This is a genomic window from Candidatus Hydrogenedens sp. (assembly GCA_035361075.1).
Lineage (GTDB): Bacteria > Hydrogenedentota > Hydrogenedentia > Hydrogenedentales > Hydrogenedentaceae > Hydrogenedens.
Genome location: DAOSBX010000033.1, coordinates 17,383 through 32,700, shown reverse-complemented (window position 1 = coordinate 32,700; position 15,318 = coordinate 17,383). Strand labels below are relative to the sequence as shown.

General features: G+C 34.9%; 14 protein-coding genes. 5 read left to right on the top strand and 9 right to left on the bottom strand.

Going from position 1 to position 15,318, the window contains the following annotated elements; all coding sequences use genetic code 11:
* A partial coding sequence (locus PLJ10_10325) for a hypothetical protein (GenBank protein HOK10044.1) occupies nt 1-644 on the top strand: 644 nt, incomplete at its 5' end.
* Nucleotides 645-659: 15 nt separating this feature from the next.
* Here PLJ10_10325 and PLJ10_10320 read toward each other — a convergent pair.
* Nucleotides 660-1,952 (bottom strand): sulfatase, encoded by a 1,293-nt coding sequence (locus PLJ10_10320; protein ID HOK10043.1) that lies wholly within the window; start codon nt 1,950-1,952, stop codon nt 660-662.
* Between the two features lie 2 nt (nt 1,953-1,954).
* Nucleotides 1,955-2,404 (bottom strand): hypothetical protein, encoded by a 450-nt coding sequence (locus PLJ10_10315; protein HOK10042.1) that lies wholly within the window; start codon nt 2,402-2,404, stop codon nt 1,955-1,957.
* 117 nt (nt 2,405-2,521) lie between these two features.
* Between PLJ10_10315 and PLJ10_10310 the strand changes: the two genes are divergently transcribed.
* From PLJ10_10310 to PLJ10_10295, 4 genes are all read left to right on the top strand, one after another.
* The gene (locus PLJ10_10310) at nt 2,522-3,301 is read left to right on the top strand and encodes an HAD-IIA family hydrolase (protein HOK10041.1); all 780 of its coding nucleotides are present in this window, start codon (nt 2,522-2,524) and stop codon (nt 3,299-3,301) included.
* Nucleotides 3,302-3,385: 84 nt separating this feature from the next.
* Entirely contained in the window at nt 3,386-3,586 is a 201-nt protein-coding gene (locus tag PLJ10_10305) for a hypothetical protein (GenBank protein HOK10040.1), read from the top strand.
* A gap of 19 nt (nt 3,587-3,605) precedes the next feature.
* Nucleotides 3,606-5,147: a zinc ribbon domain-containing protein gene (locus tag PLJ10_10300; GenBank protein HOK10039.1), complete on the top strand. Its 1,542-nt coding sequence runs from the start codon at nt 3,606-3,608 to the stop codon at nt 5,145-5,147.
* Nucleotides 5,148-5,157: 10 nt separating this feature from the next.
* Nucleotides 5,158-6,609: a hypothetical protein gene (locus PLJ10_10295; GenBank protein ID HOK10038.1), complete on the top strand. Its 1,452-nt coding sequence runs from the start codon at nt 5,158-5,160 to the stop codon at nt 6,607-6,609.
* Between the two features lie 321 nt (nt 6,610-6,930).
* Here the strand turns inward: PLJ10_10295 and PLJ10_10290 are convergent, their stop codons facing one another.
* Genes PLJ10_10290 through PLJ10_10260 form a run of 7 tightly spaced genes read right to left on the bottom strand, consistent with a single transcriptional unit; the run spans nt 6,931 to nt 15,267 of the window.
* The gene (locus PLJ10_10290; GenBank protein HOK10037.1) at nt 6,931-8,265 is read right to left on the bottom strand and encodes an SO_0444 family Cu/Zn efflux transporter; all 1,335 of its coding nucleotides are present in this window, start codon (nt 8,263-8,265) and stop codon (nt 6,931-6,933) included.
* Nucleotides 8,266-8,313: 48 nt separating this feature from the next.
* Nucleotides 8,314-8,928 carry an ABC-type transport auxiliary lipoprotein family protein gene (locus tag PLJ10_10285; GenBank protein HOK10036.1) on the bottom strand — a complete coding sequence of 205 codons (615 nt, stop codon included), beginning with the start codon at nt 8,926-8,928 and terminating at the stop codon, nt 8,314-8,316.
* Between the two features lie 2 nt (nt 8,929-8,930).
* Nucleotides 8,931-9,920, bottom strand: coding sequence for an MlaD family protein (locus PLJ10_10280; protein HOK10035.1), 990 nt, complete (start codon nt 9,918-9,920; stop codon nt 8,931-8,933).
* A 27-nt stretch (nt 9,921-9,947) separates the two neighbouring features.
* Nucleotides 9,948-10,718 (bottom strand): ATP-binding cassette domain-containing protein, encoded by a 771-nt coding sequence (locus PLJ10_10275; protein ID HOK10034.1) that lies wholly within the window; start codon nt 10,716-10,718, stop codon nt 9,948-9,950.
* A 17-nt stretch (nt 10,719-10,735) separates the two neighbouring features.
* Complete coding sequence (locus PLJ10_10270; GenBank protein HOK10033.1) at nt 10,736-11,818, bottom strand: ABC transporter permease; 1,083 nt, start codon at nt 11,816-11,818, stop codon at nt 10,736-10,738.
* Nucleotides 11,818-13,854 (bottom strand): NAD-dependent DNA ligase LigA, encoded by a 2,037-nt coding sequence (gene ligA, locus PLJ10_10265; protein HOK10032.1) that lies wholly within the window; start codon nt 13,852-13,854, stop codon nt 11,818-11,820. The genes PLJ10_10270 and ligA overlap by 1 nt, the downstream gene beginning before the upstream one ends.
* A 51-nt stretch (nt 13,855-13,905) precedes the next feature.
* Nucleotides 13,906-15,267: a hypothetical protein gene (locus PLJ10_10260; protein HOK10031.1), complete on the bottom strand. Its 1,362-nt coding sequence runs from the start codon at nt 15,265-15,267 to the stop codon at nt 13,906-13,908.
* Nucleotides 15,268-15,318: the final 51 nt, after the last annotated feature.

Genomic DNA, 15,318 nt, shown 5'->3' with positions numbered 1-15,318 from the left:
CTGAGGGTTTATTGGAGGGTAGTTCGGAAGGGGTCGAGGAAGGCATGACTGAGGGTTTATTGGAGGGTAGTTCGGAAGGGGTCGAGGAAGGCATGACTGAGGGGGAACTACCTATTGAAGGGGGGAATGAAGGCATTTCTGAGGGTATAATTGAAGGTGCAGGTGATGGTGAAGCACCGCAAGAAGGGACAACTGAAGGTATACTCGAAGGAATATTAGAGGGTGAAGGAGAAGAGGGAGAAGAAACGGAAGGGGGTAGTGTTTTTGAAGGGGAAAAGGAAGGAGAGGCGAAACTCGAGACACCTTCACCTCCAAACAGATTAGTTGCTACTGATGGTTTTTATTCTGATTATGTGTTCATAAGTTGGACTTATGAGATGTTGTATAAGGAATACGAGTTTGTAGTTTTAAGAAGCCTTGTAAATAATTGTTTTACTGCGGAAATCATTGGGGTAACGCATTTCCCCTATTTTTTTGATTATACAGCAGAACCTGCAAAAGTAGAGTCTACCTTTTCGTGTTCAGGAAAGAAAGTACTCCCCATTGTGTATTATTATTGGGTGTGTGTTCGTGAAGTAAGAAATGGAGAATACAGTAATTGGTCTGAGTGTTGCACACCTGATACAGGCTGGAGAGGAAATTAATTTCAACCTACAATGCTATTCTAAATAACCCATAGAACGGAGAACCTCCATATCTTCATCAGACATTTTATTTGAAGTTTTAGGGTTTGTTTTTGGTATTTTTCTTGACCATTCTTTTATTACTTTTTGCACGTTTATAACTATTTCAGGTTCTTTTAATACAAGGTTATTTAATTCTTTAGGGTCATCTTTCAAATTGTAAAGTTCTTTTTGTATACCACTGACAATAAGTTTCCAGTTATTATCGATAACAGATTGCATAATAGGTTTTGAGTTTTTCATAAAAAACCGAAGGATGGGAATTTTAGGGACAGCACCTCCATAGGTCTCTATTACTCGAACTCTATTTACTGGAATTTCTTCGTTCAATATATCTTTTCCTAACATATATTTGGGTTTTTCTATTTTTGCTATTCCTAATATTGTGGGTCCAACATCAATACCTCTTACGGGAATTGATGTTCTACCAGGTATGACTTCGTCATCGACGATGAAAAAAGGGATTCTAATTTCATTTTGATAAAGTTTTCTACCATGTCCTAAATAGTTGTGTTCATATAAACTTTCGCCGTGGTCAGCGACAAATATTATGGAGGTATTTTTTGGAAGATGCATTAATAATTTACCGATATGTTCATCTGTAAATCTTATTTCAGAATCATAAGATTTAATAACTTTTCCAATTTTCGTCTCATCATTCTGTAATTTACTACCTGGATTATATTCTTTTCTGAAATGGTATGGAGCATGAGGGTCACTATAATGTACCCAGGCAAAAAATGGTTTATCTTGGGGGCAATTATTTAATATTTGTATTGCCCTTCTGGTCACTTCATCTGCGATTCGTTCAGAGGAAAAAATTCCCCATCTTTTATTATGAAAATCATCATCATATATATCAAAACCTTGATTTAAGTTACTTAGTCTGGATTTTAGTGTCCAGTTACTTTGAACGCAGAATGTAAAATATCCATGTTCTTTTAAGATTTCCTGAACAGTCTTATTATCATCTGATATACCTAATCCGTTTCGGGTTACACCAAGATAACGGGGATATTGTGAGGTCAACATTGACGAGAAAGATGGACATGTCAGAGGGACTTCAGCAATACAATTATCAAATATCAATCCTTTCTTTGCAAGGGCATCAATGTTATTAGAAGTAGGTAGATTGTAACCATAACAACCTAAATGGTCAGCACGAAGTGTATCTATCGTCAGAAATAGTATATTTTTTTTAGGGATACCAGACTCATTTAAAACTAAAATTAAAAGGATGGATAAAAATGATTGAAGGATTAGGGACATTATTAATTCTTACTCTTTATAACAATCGGTATTTCCTTCTTTAAGGTTACAATCTTTTCTTCTTTATGTCGGACTTTTATAGGAAGTCCATCTTTACGATACGCAGTTATTTCAAGCATAAACTCGCCAGGCATTACTTCGTTCGGAACATCTACTTTTAATATCCATATTCCATCGTTAGCTTTTTTGTCGGGTTCTATACCATCATCTCTCAATCGTAGTTTTATTCTTGGGTCTTCTTTAACAATCCCTTCGACTTTCTGGACGATATGGTGTTTATCTTTGACAACTACCTGTATAACTGCGGTGTCACCTGGATAAATTTCATTGGGTATAACTTCAACTTTTTTAATTTCGGGTTGTCCAGCAAGTGTTCGACAAGAAAGTATAGACAACGAAATAATGACCGCTAATAACATGAATACAATTGTTATATTTCTTTTATAATTCATATAGACAAACTCCTATGATATTTTTAGTAACTATATATAAGTTTGTTAATATATGCACTAACAATTACTGATTATAACAAATAATTTATATACAGAATATTTTTTTGGAGTAATTAAATGAGTGATTCTTCTACTAAAATTGTAAAAAATTACTTGATTGATATGGATGGTGTTTTGGTTAAAGGGAATTCTGTAATTCCTGGTGCTAACAACTTCATACAACGGTTAAATGAAGCAGGAAGTAAATTTTTAGTCCTTACTAATAATCCTAAATTTACTCCGATGGATTTATCCCATCGTTTGAACATTCTCAATCTTGAAATATCGGCTGAAAATATATATACATCGGCAGTGGCTGTAGGTATGTTTTTAAGGATGCAAAAACCTAACGGAACGGCATTCGTTCTCGGAGAAAGTGGTTTGACTACCGCTGTGCATCAGGCAGGATATATTATCACTGAGTATAATCCTGACTATGTTATTTTAGGTGAGACATCAAACTATAATTTTGACCAAATAACACTTGCGGTCAGGTTAATACGTAAAGGGGCAAAATTTATTGCTACCAATCCTGACCCATTAGGACCGACAGAAACAGGCATAGTCCCTGCATGTGGAGCGATGGCGGCACTTATCGAAAAAGCAACAGGGAGAAGTCCTTTTTATATCGGTAAACCTAATCCATTTATGATGAGAAGTGCAATGAATTACCTTGGGGTTCATTCTGAAAATACTGTTATTATTGGAGACCGAATGGACACCGATATTGTTGCAGGTGTACAAACTGGTGTTGAAACAATTCTTGTTTTAACTGGTGTTACCAAATTGGAAGATATAGAAAAATATCCATACCGTCCTACGAGGGTTGTCAATTCTGTTGAGGAAATAATTCCATAATTTTATGTTATTTTTTATTGATATATAGATATAATAATTATGTAAACTATTTTAGAAGGAAAAATGTAAGGACTTACATTTATTATGCGTTTAGTATATTTATTTATTATGGTAGGAATAACGTTGACTGTGACCCTTATTACAGTGCCTTCTTTATTTTTCCCAAAATGTAAAATATGTGGACATAGAAATCCTGTCGGAAGAACGTTTTGTAGTCATTGTAAAAATAAAATAGAGTTAGATTATGTTGCTATGATTAATGAAGAAGATAAACAAGAACATTGAATAAATAAAAGGATAAGACATGAAACATTGTCCGTATTGCAATAAACCTGTTAAAGATGATATAGAACAGTGTCCTCATTGTGGTGCTCCATTACAAGCAACAACCATATCCGCACCATTACAAACAGAGTCTCAATCTCAGCAGTTATATTGTCCCAATTGCAAATCCCCTGTGAATAAAACAGATATTATTTGTATCTATTGTGGAACAAACTTGCTTACTGGTACAAAAATTGTTCAGGAGACACCAAAGATTAAGAGAAGGATAGTGTCGGAACAGTTGAAAAAATATTTAATTGTGGGACTTGTTTTTGTTTTATTAATTATTGTTATAGGGGCAGGTATCATTTTTATTACCTATGACCCCGTCTCAAGTGCCATAAATTTAAGTCGAACAAACTTGTTAGGTGCGATAGATTCGCTACAAAAACACATTGCAAAAAATCCGAACAATACAAGAGCCCATTTTGTTTTAGGTAAGATGTATTTGAAAAATAAGCAATACGATGAGGCGATGGCTGAATTTGAAAAGACTTTTGAGAAGGATAAAAAGAATACGGATGCGGTATGGTTAGCCCTGTATTCTGCACACAATAAAAAAAGCAAGGAATCACAATTAAAGTATCTTACAAAGTTAGTTGATTTATATCCCGAACGAAATGATTTAAAATTGCTTTCACTACTTGCTAATCCTAAAGCTCTCAATAATATGGATTCTGAACAGATAATCGCTTTAGCCTCCAGCACAAATATGAAGAAAGAAGGAATTATCGCCCTTCTTATGTCATACGGGAATTATGATTTGGCATTGACCTTTGCTAATACGGTATCTGCAGACTCCCAGAATGCGACTTTGTTATATCTCTTAGCAGATATGAGAAAAGATGAGAACGGTAAGCAGAAATATATGTCTATTGTAGAAACCACTACGCAAGGGCTCAGCGACGCTGATAAGGCTTTATTTGCCTGTCAGCTACTTAAGTCTGGGGATTCGAATCGTGCTCTTCAATTATTACAGACTGTAAAAACAAAAGAACAATCTCCTGCTATGCTCAATTATTTATATGCATTAACTTTGTTGAATTCAGGGCTAACCACAGAAGCGATAATAGAATTGGAAAAGATTAAAAATATGGAAGGTAATTACTCGTATGAGGCGACTTTAGACTTGGCGATGATTTATTTCAAACAGGATAATCTAACCAAAGCCACGGAATTAATACAAGCCATAAAAAATAAAGGTCAACAATCCCCGAGGAGTTATTTAATAGAAGGACGTATTGCATTAGCCAACAATGACATGTCAACAGCACAACAATGTTTTAGTAGTGCGATACAAAAAGACCCTGAGTATGCACCTGCTTATCTTGAAAATGGCCTTCTTTATATTCGCCGAAATGTGCTTTCCGAAGGACTGAACCTTTTAAAAAAATATGTTCAGATTGTTAAGAAGGTTGTTCCATCTTACTCTACAGCGGAGATTGAAGTGTTAATGGAACAAATAGAGCAAACGTTGTTATCAACCCAGAATACTCAACAACAGATTACAAATACTCAATAAGGATAGCGATATGTTTCGAATAAAATTTTTCTTTTATTGCATACTATTAACGTTTATTTTTTATTCGGTTTCGGGTTATTGTTGGGGACCTACGGCGCAAATATCTATCATTAGTAATGCTATCCATCTTTTAGATAAAGAGCTTAACACCTCCTTGAAAAAGTTAGAGGAAGACTTAAAAAATGGAGCAGGTATACCTGATGATGTTCTTTATTCACTTGTTCCGACAGCTCGAACTGATATTGTTCGGGCTATAGAGACAGAAATAAACTTATTAATAGCAGTAAAGCCTAAAAAGATAGATCCGTATTATGCTTATCGTTTGGGTATTCTTGGAAAATTAACTGCACAGGCAACATCTCCACTGCAAAATGCTGACCTGACAATTCAAACACTTTATAATGCTGATGTTGAAAAGATGATTGAAAAGGTTTCGCTACGGACAAATCCACGTCAACGAGTTAATCCCTCAGTATATTTTTCACAACTCTCGAGGCAAATAAGTTCAAGAGATACCATATTTGAACAGGAGTATAAATCTAATGTAGGTTTTCGTGGCACTGCATCTACTACTTTACCTGAATGTGTCAGTATCTCATTAAATGCGGTGGCTGATGTCTGGTATACCGTCCTTATTCCTAATCAAACTATTGGCAATGTAGGTGAATCGGCATTAAGGGAATATGCATTACAGGGAGGTTTGTTTTATGCGAAACGAGGGAATCCCGAAGAAATTAAATTAGGCATCCAAAAACTGAGTGCACTTGTGCCATTCACCGAAGATATGTATATACAATTGGGTGACACACTTATGCAAACGGGACTTAGCGAACTTGCAGTAGAACAGTATCAAATGGCTATTCAACTTAATCCAAATCGAAGAGAAATTGCTCGTAAAATTGCTGATTATTATGTGGATAAGGGGAACAAATCAAGAGAGGCGAAGAAGTTAGAGGAGGCTTTAGATTGGTTTAAGAATGCTGTAACGGCAGACCCACTCCACCCTGAAGCAGAGCGTTTAAGACTGGATACAGAACGTGATATAAAAGAACGAGATGCTCGTTTGGCTATGACAAAGGAGGCTCTGGAACGTGCTGATAAATTGCAAAATACAGCAGAACAAGAAGCGTTATCAGGGCATATTGCTGAAGCGATTGTTCTACTAAGACAGGCATTGGCTACATACGATGAAGTTACGGATGAATTTCCTCTTGAAAATCAACAAAAAGGTCGGGGTATTCGATATGTAAACAATAGAATTCAAGAGTTAAAAGGTCAGTTGTTAGATAGTGCAAAAAATTTCTCTGGGAAATACCCAGACTTTGACCTTATGAATACTTTAACTAAAATTAATAATGAAATTTCTAATTATCTAATTCAGGAAAAAATAGAGCAAAGTTTTCAATCAGAGATACAGTCTATTTTAAGTGAATTACCTTCTGAAATAACGGATATAAAATAACCTAATCAAGAAGATATTTAACTTTACTGAGTGCGAAAAGTAGTGGGTTTCTTGTGCCGGATTAAGAAGAAGGATACTATTAATAATTAATTTCTCTGAGGTAGAAAAAACTAATCAATCTCTATAAAATTTTAATAAGTGTCGTTGTCTTAATAATACATTGTTATCTATTAATCCTCTCTGTAAACGGAAGCACTTATAGTATCACCTTTCTCATAGACAAGATAACTTCACTAAAATATGTAACATTTACAAAGTGTCAACGATATTCATTCTCTCACAGGGATAATTTGCGTTCATTGAGAAGTATAAACTCATTTGTTAATGGCATTGGCAATTACTTAATGTATGGCAGGAGCAGGTGGTATGGTCCTCAATTATTTCCGATGTATAACCTTCTTTAATTAGTATATTTCTAATAGTATTGAAGGAGGGTTTGCCATAGATTGTAGCGATACCTTTTTCAAGGGATATATCCACCTCTTTAACTTCACTTATGTTTGAAATAATAGAGTTTACTCTTGTTAAACAGTGTGAGCAGGTCATTCCATCCACTTTAATTTTCAAATATGGTTCTTCTTTAATCGTGGGCGAAATTTTTCTCTTCATAAAATATTGAATAATTGAATCTATTTTTATTGTACTCAGGATTAAAATGATAGTTAGCAACAAAAGAGAGATGAATTTTACAGGGCTATCTGCGAGACTACTATGAGACATTAAGTGTACATGATTTGAAAACTGGAATGAAGGAACATAGTTTGTAAGCCAGTCAAATGTAAGTCCGAAGAATAAGGCTGAAACAATCATTGTTAAAACATAAATGATTACTGCTTTTTTGCCCAAGAACTGTTTTACGACTGCAATAGTAGCCATATTTGTTGCGGGACCTGCAATAAGGAAAGCCAAGGCAGAACCTGGCGAAGCACCCAAATATATTAAACTAAGTGCAATTGGTATGGATGCTGTGGCACATACATATATCGGTATCCCGACTAAAATAGCGGAGAAAATTTGTAATATTCCATTTCCTAAAAATTTTGTAATAACTCCTGGTGGAATAAATGTCGTTATAACTCCAGCAATAATAATTCCAAAAATCAGCGGTTTTGCAATTTCACGGGGCAATGTAAAAAAACCATAATGGAGTATATCAATAACTCGTTCCTTTATTGTTCTGTTCGGGTTTTCATCCGAATAATTTATCTGGTTATCATTATTATTTATTTCGGTAGTCTCATCATTTTCAACCTTTCTTTTGCTAATCCAATAATACAAACATCCACCTACACCAGCAGTAATTAGTGCGATAAAGGGTCTATATATTGCTAAAGGTAGTCCTAACAACGCATAGGTAGCAAGAATGGAATCAACACCTGTTTGGGGTGTGGATAGAATGAATGCTAACATTGCTGGAACATTTGCTCCCTGTTTTCGAAGTGATGCCATAACTGGAATTACCCCGCATGAACAAAGAGGCAAAGGTATTCCTATTAATGCACTTTTGAAAATAGGTGCGTAACCTTTACCAGAAAGATGTTTTTTGACCCACCATGTTGGGAGGATTTGAGATAAAATACCTGCGATGAGAAACCCAAATAATAAATAGGGTGCCATCTCTGCGAATATATTTATAAAATTGGTCAGAAATTGCATTTGAAAGTTTCTTTTATGTTGAGTGCTATGTCATTTTTACAATCTAATTTATCTAATAGGTATAACATTAAATTGGCTATTGTTTATTTCAATTTCAATATCTTTTGCGAGTTTTGACAAAGCATTATTTACTGTTTGAATAAAATATTCATCGTTTTCAATGACAGATTCAACACTGAAGTTTTTATTAAATATTATCTTGCTTGATTTTTGTTCCCTTATCCTCAAATTTACTGATATATATATTTTTTGCTGTGAATTTTCTTTCACTTTGTAAAATGCATTAATTTCTCCGATAAGAATTACATCGGGATTTTTTATCTCCACAGCATCTGCAACATCTTGAAATCTTCCTGTTCTTTGAAATGATTTTATAAGGATTTTTTTAATTACATCTGAGGGGTGTTCTGCCCATTCTTCATTTTCATTTATATACATTTTACCTTGTTCATCTAAATAGGTTACATAGTTTGTAATTGTTCTTGGGTAATCTAAACCTCGTATAGCGAGGGTAAGCCCCGTGGGTTCGCCTCGTAGTTCATCAATTTCAGGGCGTAAATAATATTTTATCGGGGTATTTGACATTGTTGGAGATAAACACCCTGAAAAAGAGGCAAGTATTATAAAAATTAGGATACTTCCTTTATTTATGTTTGCTTTCATATTTACTTTCCTTCTTTTGGATATGCTTTTCCTCTTATTAGAGAGGCTGGATTGTTTTTGATTGTATCTAATACATTTCTTAATGATTCTAATGTTTGGTTCATTTCTTCCAATGTTTTTTGTATTGAAAACTCAACATTATCTACCTTATAGGAGGCGGTACTGGTTATACTTTTCAGGTCATTCACTAAATCATTTACGTTTTTGGATAACTTTTGTATTTCTTCCATTGTATTGTTTAAGTTATCTTGTGTTTTTTGGATATCTAACTGTTTTGCTTTTTCGTTTATTGTAGTAACCAAGTCTTCTGCTTTTTTTGAAAGTTGTTTTATATCACCAACGGTTTTCTCACTGGTATCTAACGTTTTACTTATTTTGGGTTCTATTTTCCCTAACGTATCTTCAATATTTTTCAACGTATTTTTGGCATTGTCCAATACTTCTTCTCCTTTTTCCAATACTCTATCAACTTTGTGAGCAATTTCTGTTAAATCTCCTGATTCAAGTCCTTCCATTCCTTTTTTGACTGAGTCAAGAATGTTTTTTAAATCTTCAACAAGTTCTTCAATTCTTGAACTCACAGCGGAAATAGTAGAGCGTCGTGCTGGTATTTTACTTCCTGGGGGTAATATAGGTGCATTAGGGTCACCGCCCCGTAAAGAAATTGCCATTGTTCCAGCGGCAAGGCTATAAATGACAAGATTTGCTTCAACACCTTTATGCAGGGTTACTTTTTTGCTGTCAATATTGACAACAACGTTTGGTTTTCCTTCACGGCTGACCTTTATTTCCTCAATTTTCCCGACAGGTACACCTAAATATTCGACAACACCGCCTTCATAAATTCCTAAAACAGATTCATCAAACTCGATTCGATATCTTACCCCGTAATTGCTATACATTCCAGAGACAAAATAAATAATTGTTAATACAAGAGAAACTGAGACAAGAAGAAATATTGAAACTTGAAATTTTTGTTTTTTCGTAGCCACGATTTTATCCTTGTTGTTTTTACTGTATTATCTATATGAAGTTATCATTTTCTGTTCATTGGGTTTCCGTTCGAAAAATTGTTTTACTTTAGGTATATGAGTATATTTTACTTCTTCTAATGTTCCACAAAAAATATTCTTTCCGCCATCTAACATGAGAACTCGGTCAGCTATCTTTTTTATTGATTCCAGTTCATGGCTTACTATTACAAATGTTATACCTAATATGTTTCTTAAATCTAATATAAGTTCATCTAATTCTGCAGCAATAATAGGGTCTAAACCTGCGGAAGGTTCATCAAAGAAAACAAGTGGTGGGTCTAATGCCAATGACCTTGCCAGACCTGCACGTTTTTTCATACCACCTGATAACTCTTCGGGCATCATATTTTCGACACCAGATAAACCAACTAAACTCAACTTGATACGAACAATATCGCTAATAATTTCTTGGTCTGTTTTGCCATATTCTCTTAGTGGAAGGGCAACATTGTCGCCCACGGTAATTGAATTAATTAAGCCACTTGATTGAAAGGCAATTCCTATGTTCTGCAATACTTTTGACAGTTCTTCCTCGTCCAATACTGTCACATCCTGACCATTAATGTAAATACGTCCTTTTGATGGCTTTAAGAGACCACACACGGCTTTAAGCAGTGTTGTTTTGCCACAACCACTACCGCCTACGATTAGAAATATCTCGTGTTCATAAACTTCAAATGAGACATCTTCAAGGATTACTCTATCTCCATATCGTACTTCCAAGGATTCCACTTTTAATATCGTTTTTGGACTCAATGCTTAACCTTTCAATGTTATATAAGATAGTAAAAAATTACTGCAAATACAATGTCAACTGCAATTAACATAAAAACATCCATAACAACTGCCCGAGTTGTCATAAGTCCTACACCCCTTGAACCGCCAACAACTCTAAATCCATTATGACAGCCGATTAAGACAATGAATACTGCAAAAACAAATGTTTTTAATAATCCTTGCAATAAATCATTGAATTGGGCTGAATTGATTGTTTGTCGGAACCATACTGCGGGATTAAAACCTAAAACAACAATGCCCCACGCTGAACCTCCAAGAAGCCCAAAGATAAGGCCTAAAACAGATAAACAAGGTAAAACAATAAGAAGTGCAAGCATTTTGGGGGCAACAAGATATTGAACAACGTTGATACCCATGCCACGTAGAGCATCGATTTCTTCTTGAACTTTCATTGTGGATATTTCTGCAGAGATAGCCGCACCTGTTCGTGCGGAAACAACAGTTGCGGTCATAATGGCGGCAAGTTCACGAGCAAATCCAATCATAATTAAATTGGCAACATAAATACTTAATCCGAAACTGGCAACCTGTGCTGCTGAAAGCATGGCTATGATTAAGCCTAACAAAAAATTCATTAGACAAACGATTCTAACTGCACGAACACCCATCTCATAAACTTCTTCAATAAACAATTCCCAGCGGAATTTTTTTCCTAATAATGGTGCTAAAATAGTCCAATAAATAGCATCGATACATAAATTTATAAAATCTTTAATTTCGGAAAAAATTATACTATATTTATCAAATATTATGTCGAAAACCCCTGAAGTTGTTCTTGTTTTTAGTGGTTTGTATTCGAATGCTGGTGAAACTATTTCTAATATTTCTTTCACTTTTTCTTTTTCACCAGTCCAGATAAGAGTGCAATGTTTCTTTTTTAATTCCTCTGCGATGTGGAGTATCCATGCACATCCATAGGTGTCTATTGAATCTGTTTGAGATAAATCGATAATAATCTTATCTTTCTTATGAAGTTCTAAATGCTTTATCTGCCTGTATAATTCTTTACCTGAGTTTGAATTGATTTGGGATGGTGCTTTAATCGTAGGGGTTTCCATTATTCATTCCCCCGTATCATGTCAAGAAATTCATCTTCATTTATAATCTTTAATCCTAATTGTACTGCTTTGTCATACTTAGAGCCTGGATTCTCTCCTACCAGCACAAAGTCTGTGTTTTTGCTTACAGATGAAGTAGGTTTGCCTCCTAATTGTTTAATTTTTTGTTCTATTTGGTCACGGGTAAAATTTTTAAGGCTACCAGTCACAACAAAGGTTTTTCCGCTTAGGATATTTTTTTCTGGTGCTATTTCTGTTTTTTCTTCTGACATTCGAAGACCTAATTGTTTTAGGTCGTTTATAAGTTCTATATTTTCTTTCGTTGTGAAAAAGTTTTTTATACTTTCTGCTACAATAGGTCCTACTTCGTTTATAGAAGTAAGTTCTTCTACACTTGCTGTCATTAGGTTTTCAATTGAACAGAAGTGTTCGGCGAGGATTTCGGCAATGTGCTGGCCAACATGTCGTATTCCCAAACCAAAAATTAAAGCACTTATTGGTCTGTTTTTGCTGTTTTCAATTGCATTTAGCAGATTATCCGCAGATTTGCTTCCCATTCTTTCCAGTTCTACCAATTGTTCCTTTTTCAAACGGTAGATATCTGCTATATTTTTTACTAATCCCTTGTTAACTAACTGTTCAACTAAAGCTGGACCTAATCCTTCAATATCCATAGCCCTTCTTTGAGCATAGTGTTGAATTCTCTGTTTTAATTGTGCTGGGCAGTCGATACTTAAACAACGATAAAAGACACCTTCTGGGTCTTTCTGGACATGGCTACCACACTCAGGGCAAATTTCTGGAGGTTTAAATGGTTTTGCATCAGGTGGGCGAAGTTCCAAAATGGGACGTATCACCTGGGGAATAATCTCACCTGCTTTTTGTATTTCGACTGTGTCGCCGACTCGTATATCTTTACGCTCTAATTCTTCAAAATTATGGAGCGTGGCTCGTTTTACTATCGTCCCTGCAAGAAGGACTGGTTCCATTTCTGCCACTGGGGTTAATGCTCCTGATTTTCCTACTTGCACCTTTATATTTAGCAATTTCGTTTTTGCTGTCTCTGCTGGAAATTTATACGCTATCACCCATCGTGGTGATTTGCTGGTAGAGCCTAACAGTTCGCGTATCTTATGTTCATTCACCTTTATAACCATGCCATCTGTTTCATAACCTAAGGAATACCTTTTTTCTCTCCATTCATTACAGCACTTAATAACCTCATTTATATCAGCACAGGCAGTCCAATGTGGATTAACAGGCAATCCCCATTTTTTTAATGTGGTAAGTGTTTCTACATGCGTTTTGCATATATCTTTATTTTGCTCTTCAAACACAATTTCATAGAAAAATACATCTAATTTCCGTTGGGCTACCAAACGTGGGTCTTTTAATTTTAATGTGCCTGCAGTTGTATTCCGTGGATTTCTAAAAGGCTCTTCTCCATTTTCTTCCCTTATCTGGTTCAATCTCTCAAGTTCTTCGTTTCTCATAAATACTTCGCCACGGACTTCTACCACTTTAGGGGCAGAACCTCTTAATCTCAAAGGGACACTTTTAATTGTTTTTACATTTTCTGTTACATCATCACCGCGGAAACCATCACCTCTTGTTGCTGCTCGTGTGTATATCTGACTTTCGTAGGTAATAGAAATTGCCACCCCGTCAATTTTTAATTCAACCACATAACTAATCTTTTCATCTGTTGATAAAGCACGGTGTATTCGCTGGTCAAATTCGCGTATTTCCGCTTCATTATACGTATTATCTATAGACAACATCGGAACTTTATGCTCTACAGACTGAAACTCATCGATTACTTTTCCACCTACACGTTGTGTTGGCGAATAAGGTGTTTGTAATTGGGGATATTCTCTTTCTAAAGCCTCCAGCTCTTTTAATAGCATGTCGTACTCATAATCTGAAATTTCGGGTTTGGCATGGACATAATACAGTTCGTTATGTCGTTCTATCTCATTACAAAGAAATTCATGTTTTTCTTTTGCTTTTACAAATGCGTCGTCAAATAACTCCATACGTGCTACATTCCCTAAAATAAATCTTTTCAAGATATTTTATCATGAAGTTTAAAATATTATTACATCTACACGAGCCTTGTTCTCCCCTGTGGGACGAAAAAGGACGATATCTTTATTTGCATTCTCATTTATTTTTCCTGTTCTAATAAGACCAAAACCTGGCACATCAACCCTTAACCACGATTTCGTTTTTAGTGAGCCTTCCTGAGTAGCGATATTTACTGCAATAGTATTTTGTGATTGGCCAAAGGCAATATCCATTAAGCCATCCCCTGAAAAGTCGTCCACGGCATACGCAACCTGGTCTCTCCCTTCAGGGGCATCCATTGTAATGGATGTTTGATAGTCAGGCTTGGGTAGAAATCCGTTCTCTTTCGCTAAAAACACTTTCGTATCTACTGATAATTTACCCCTAATAAAGAAATTTATGAAGTTTGTTAAGCCAAGAGGAATACTAAATAAAATTAAATCATCTTTCGTATCATTATTGATATCTTTTATCATAGGCAAACACATACTACCTTTAATTTTGTATTCAAATTGTGGCTGTTCTGGATATTCATATTTTCCTGTGGATATATACATGAACACTGTTGTTTTTAAATTAATTGTTCCTTGTGTTTCTGTGAATAGAATATCGGGGACGCCATCTCCATTTACATCTCCCAATCGATATGATACGTCCCATTTCTCAGGATTCTTATGTTGTATCTCAAATTTATAATTGGAACTCCATTTTTCACCATGTGCAATTATTATTTCTTTGTTACCTAAAAATGCAATTGGTTTGGGATTTTCTGCACTTTTATTTAAAGGGTAGACCCCTGGATATTGATAAAATGATGTTAGGTTATTTCCTGGAATGATTTCGTGAAACAGATTTAATGGTAATGAAGTTAATATTTTTAGATTCTTTACTATCGTAATGCCATGCGGTGTAGGAACAAACCATTCGTTATCGCCATCGTTATCTAAATCAAAACATATCTCACGAAAGACCAAGGGTTCTTTTGCATTACATGGAAAAGAATTAACTATATTTATAGTAGTTTTTAATTTTATTTCTCCTTGCTGATAATCATAAATATAAAAACTATCACAATTGCCGAATACAATACATGGCTTACCCTCACATTTTGAGATAAAAACAATAGAGCAGGGTTCATTTATATCAAATATATTGGAAGGATTATTTCCAAATAATGCTGGTTCTTCTCTTTGTAAATAGATAATTATTTTTTTCTTGTATCCATCTTCTTCTGATATAAGAAACACAATATCTTTTCTTCCATCTGCATTTATATCGGTTATGATGGCATCACGAACAATAGGCTCTACATTTAATGTAATAATATCAGGATATGAAATTAATAAAAACCATATACCTGTTATGAAAATTGTCATATTCATACATCATCTCTTTTCATACTATCCGTTTATTTTTACATCTTATCATACCGT

Excerpts from the sequence above, each read along its gene's own strand:
- PLJ10_10320 (HOK10043.1), bottom strand. The coding sequence starts at position 1,952 with ATGTCCCTAATCCTTCAATCATTTTTATCCATCCTTTTAATTTTAGTT.
- PLJ10_10315 (HOK10042.1), bottom strand. The coding sequence starts at position 2,404 with ATGAATTATAAAAGAAATATAACAATTGTATTCATGTTATTAGCGGTC.
- PLJ10_10310 (HOK10041.1), top strand. The coding sequence starts at position 2,522 with ATGAGTGATTCTTCTACTAAAATTGTAAAAAATTACTTGATTGATATG.
- PLJ10_10305 (HOK10040.1), top strand. The coding sequence starts at position 3,386 with ATGCGTTTAGTATATTTATTTATTATGGTAGGAATAACGTTGACTGTG.
- PLJ10_10300 (HOK10039.1), top strand. The coding sequence starts at position 3,606 with ATGAAACATTGTCCGTATTGCAATAAACCTGTTAAAGATGATATAGAA.
- PLJ10_10295 (HOK10038.1), top strand. The coding sequence starts at position 5,158 with ATGTTTCGAATAAAATTTTTCTTTTATTGCATACTATTAACGTTTATT.
- PLJ10_10290 (HOK10037.1), bottom strand. The coding sequence starts at position 8,265 with ATGCAATTTCTGACCAATTTTATAAATATATTCGCAGAGATGGCACCC.
- PLJ10_10285 (HOK10036.1), bottom strand. The coding sequence starts at position 8,928 with ATGAAAGCAAACATAAATAAAGGAAGTATCCTAATTTTTATAATACTT.
- PLJ10_10270 (HOK10033.1), bottom strand. The coding sequence starts at position 11,818 with ATGGAAACCCCTACGATTAAAGCACCATCCCAAATCAATTCAAACTCA.
- ligA (HOK10032.1), bottom strand. The coding sequence starts at position 13,854 with ATGGAGTTATTTGACGACGCATTTGTAAAAGCAAAAGAAAAACATGAA.
- PLJ10_10260 (HOK10031.1), bottom strand. The coding sequence starts at position 15,267 with ATGAATATGACAATTTTCATAACAGGTATATGGTTTTTATTAATTTCA.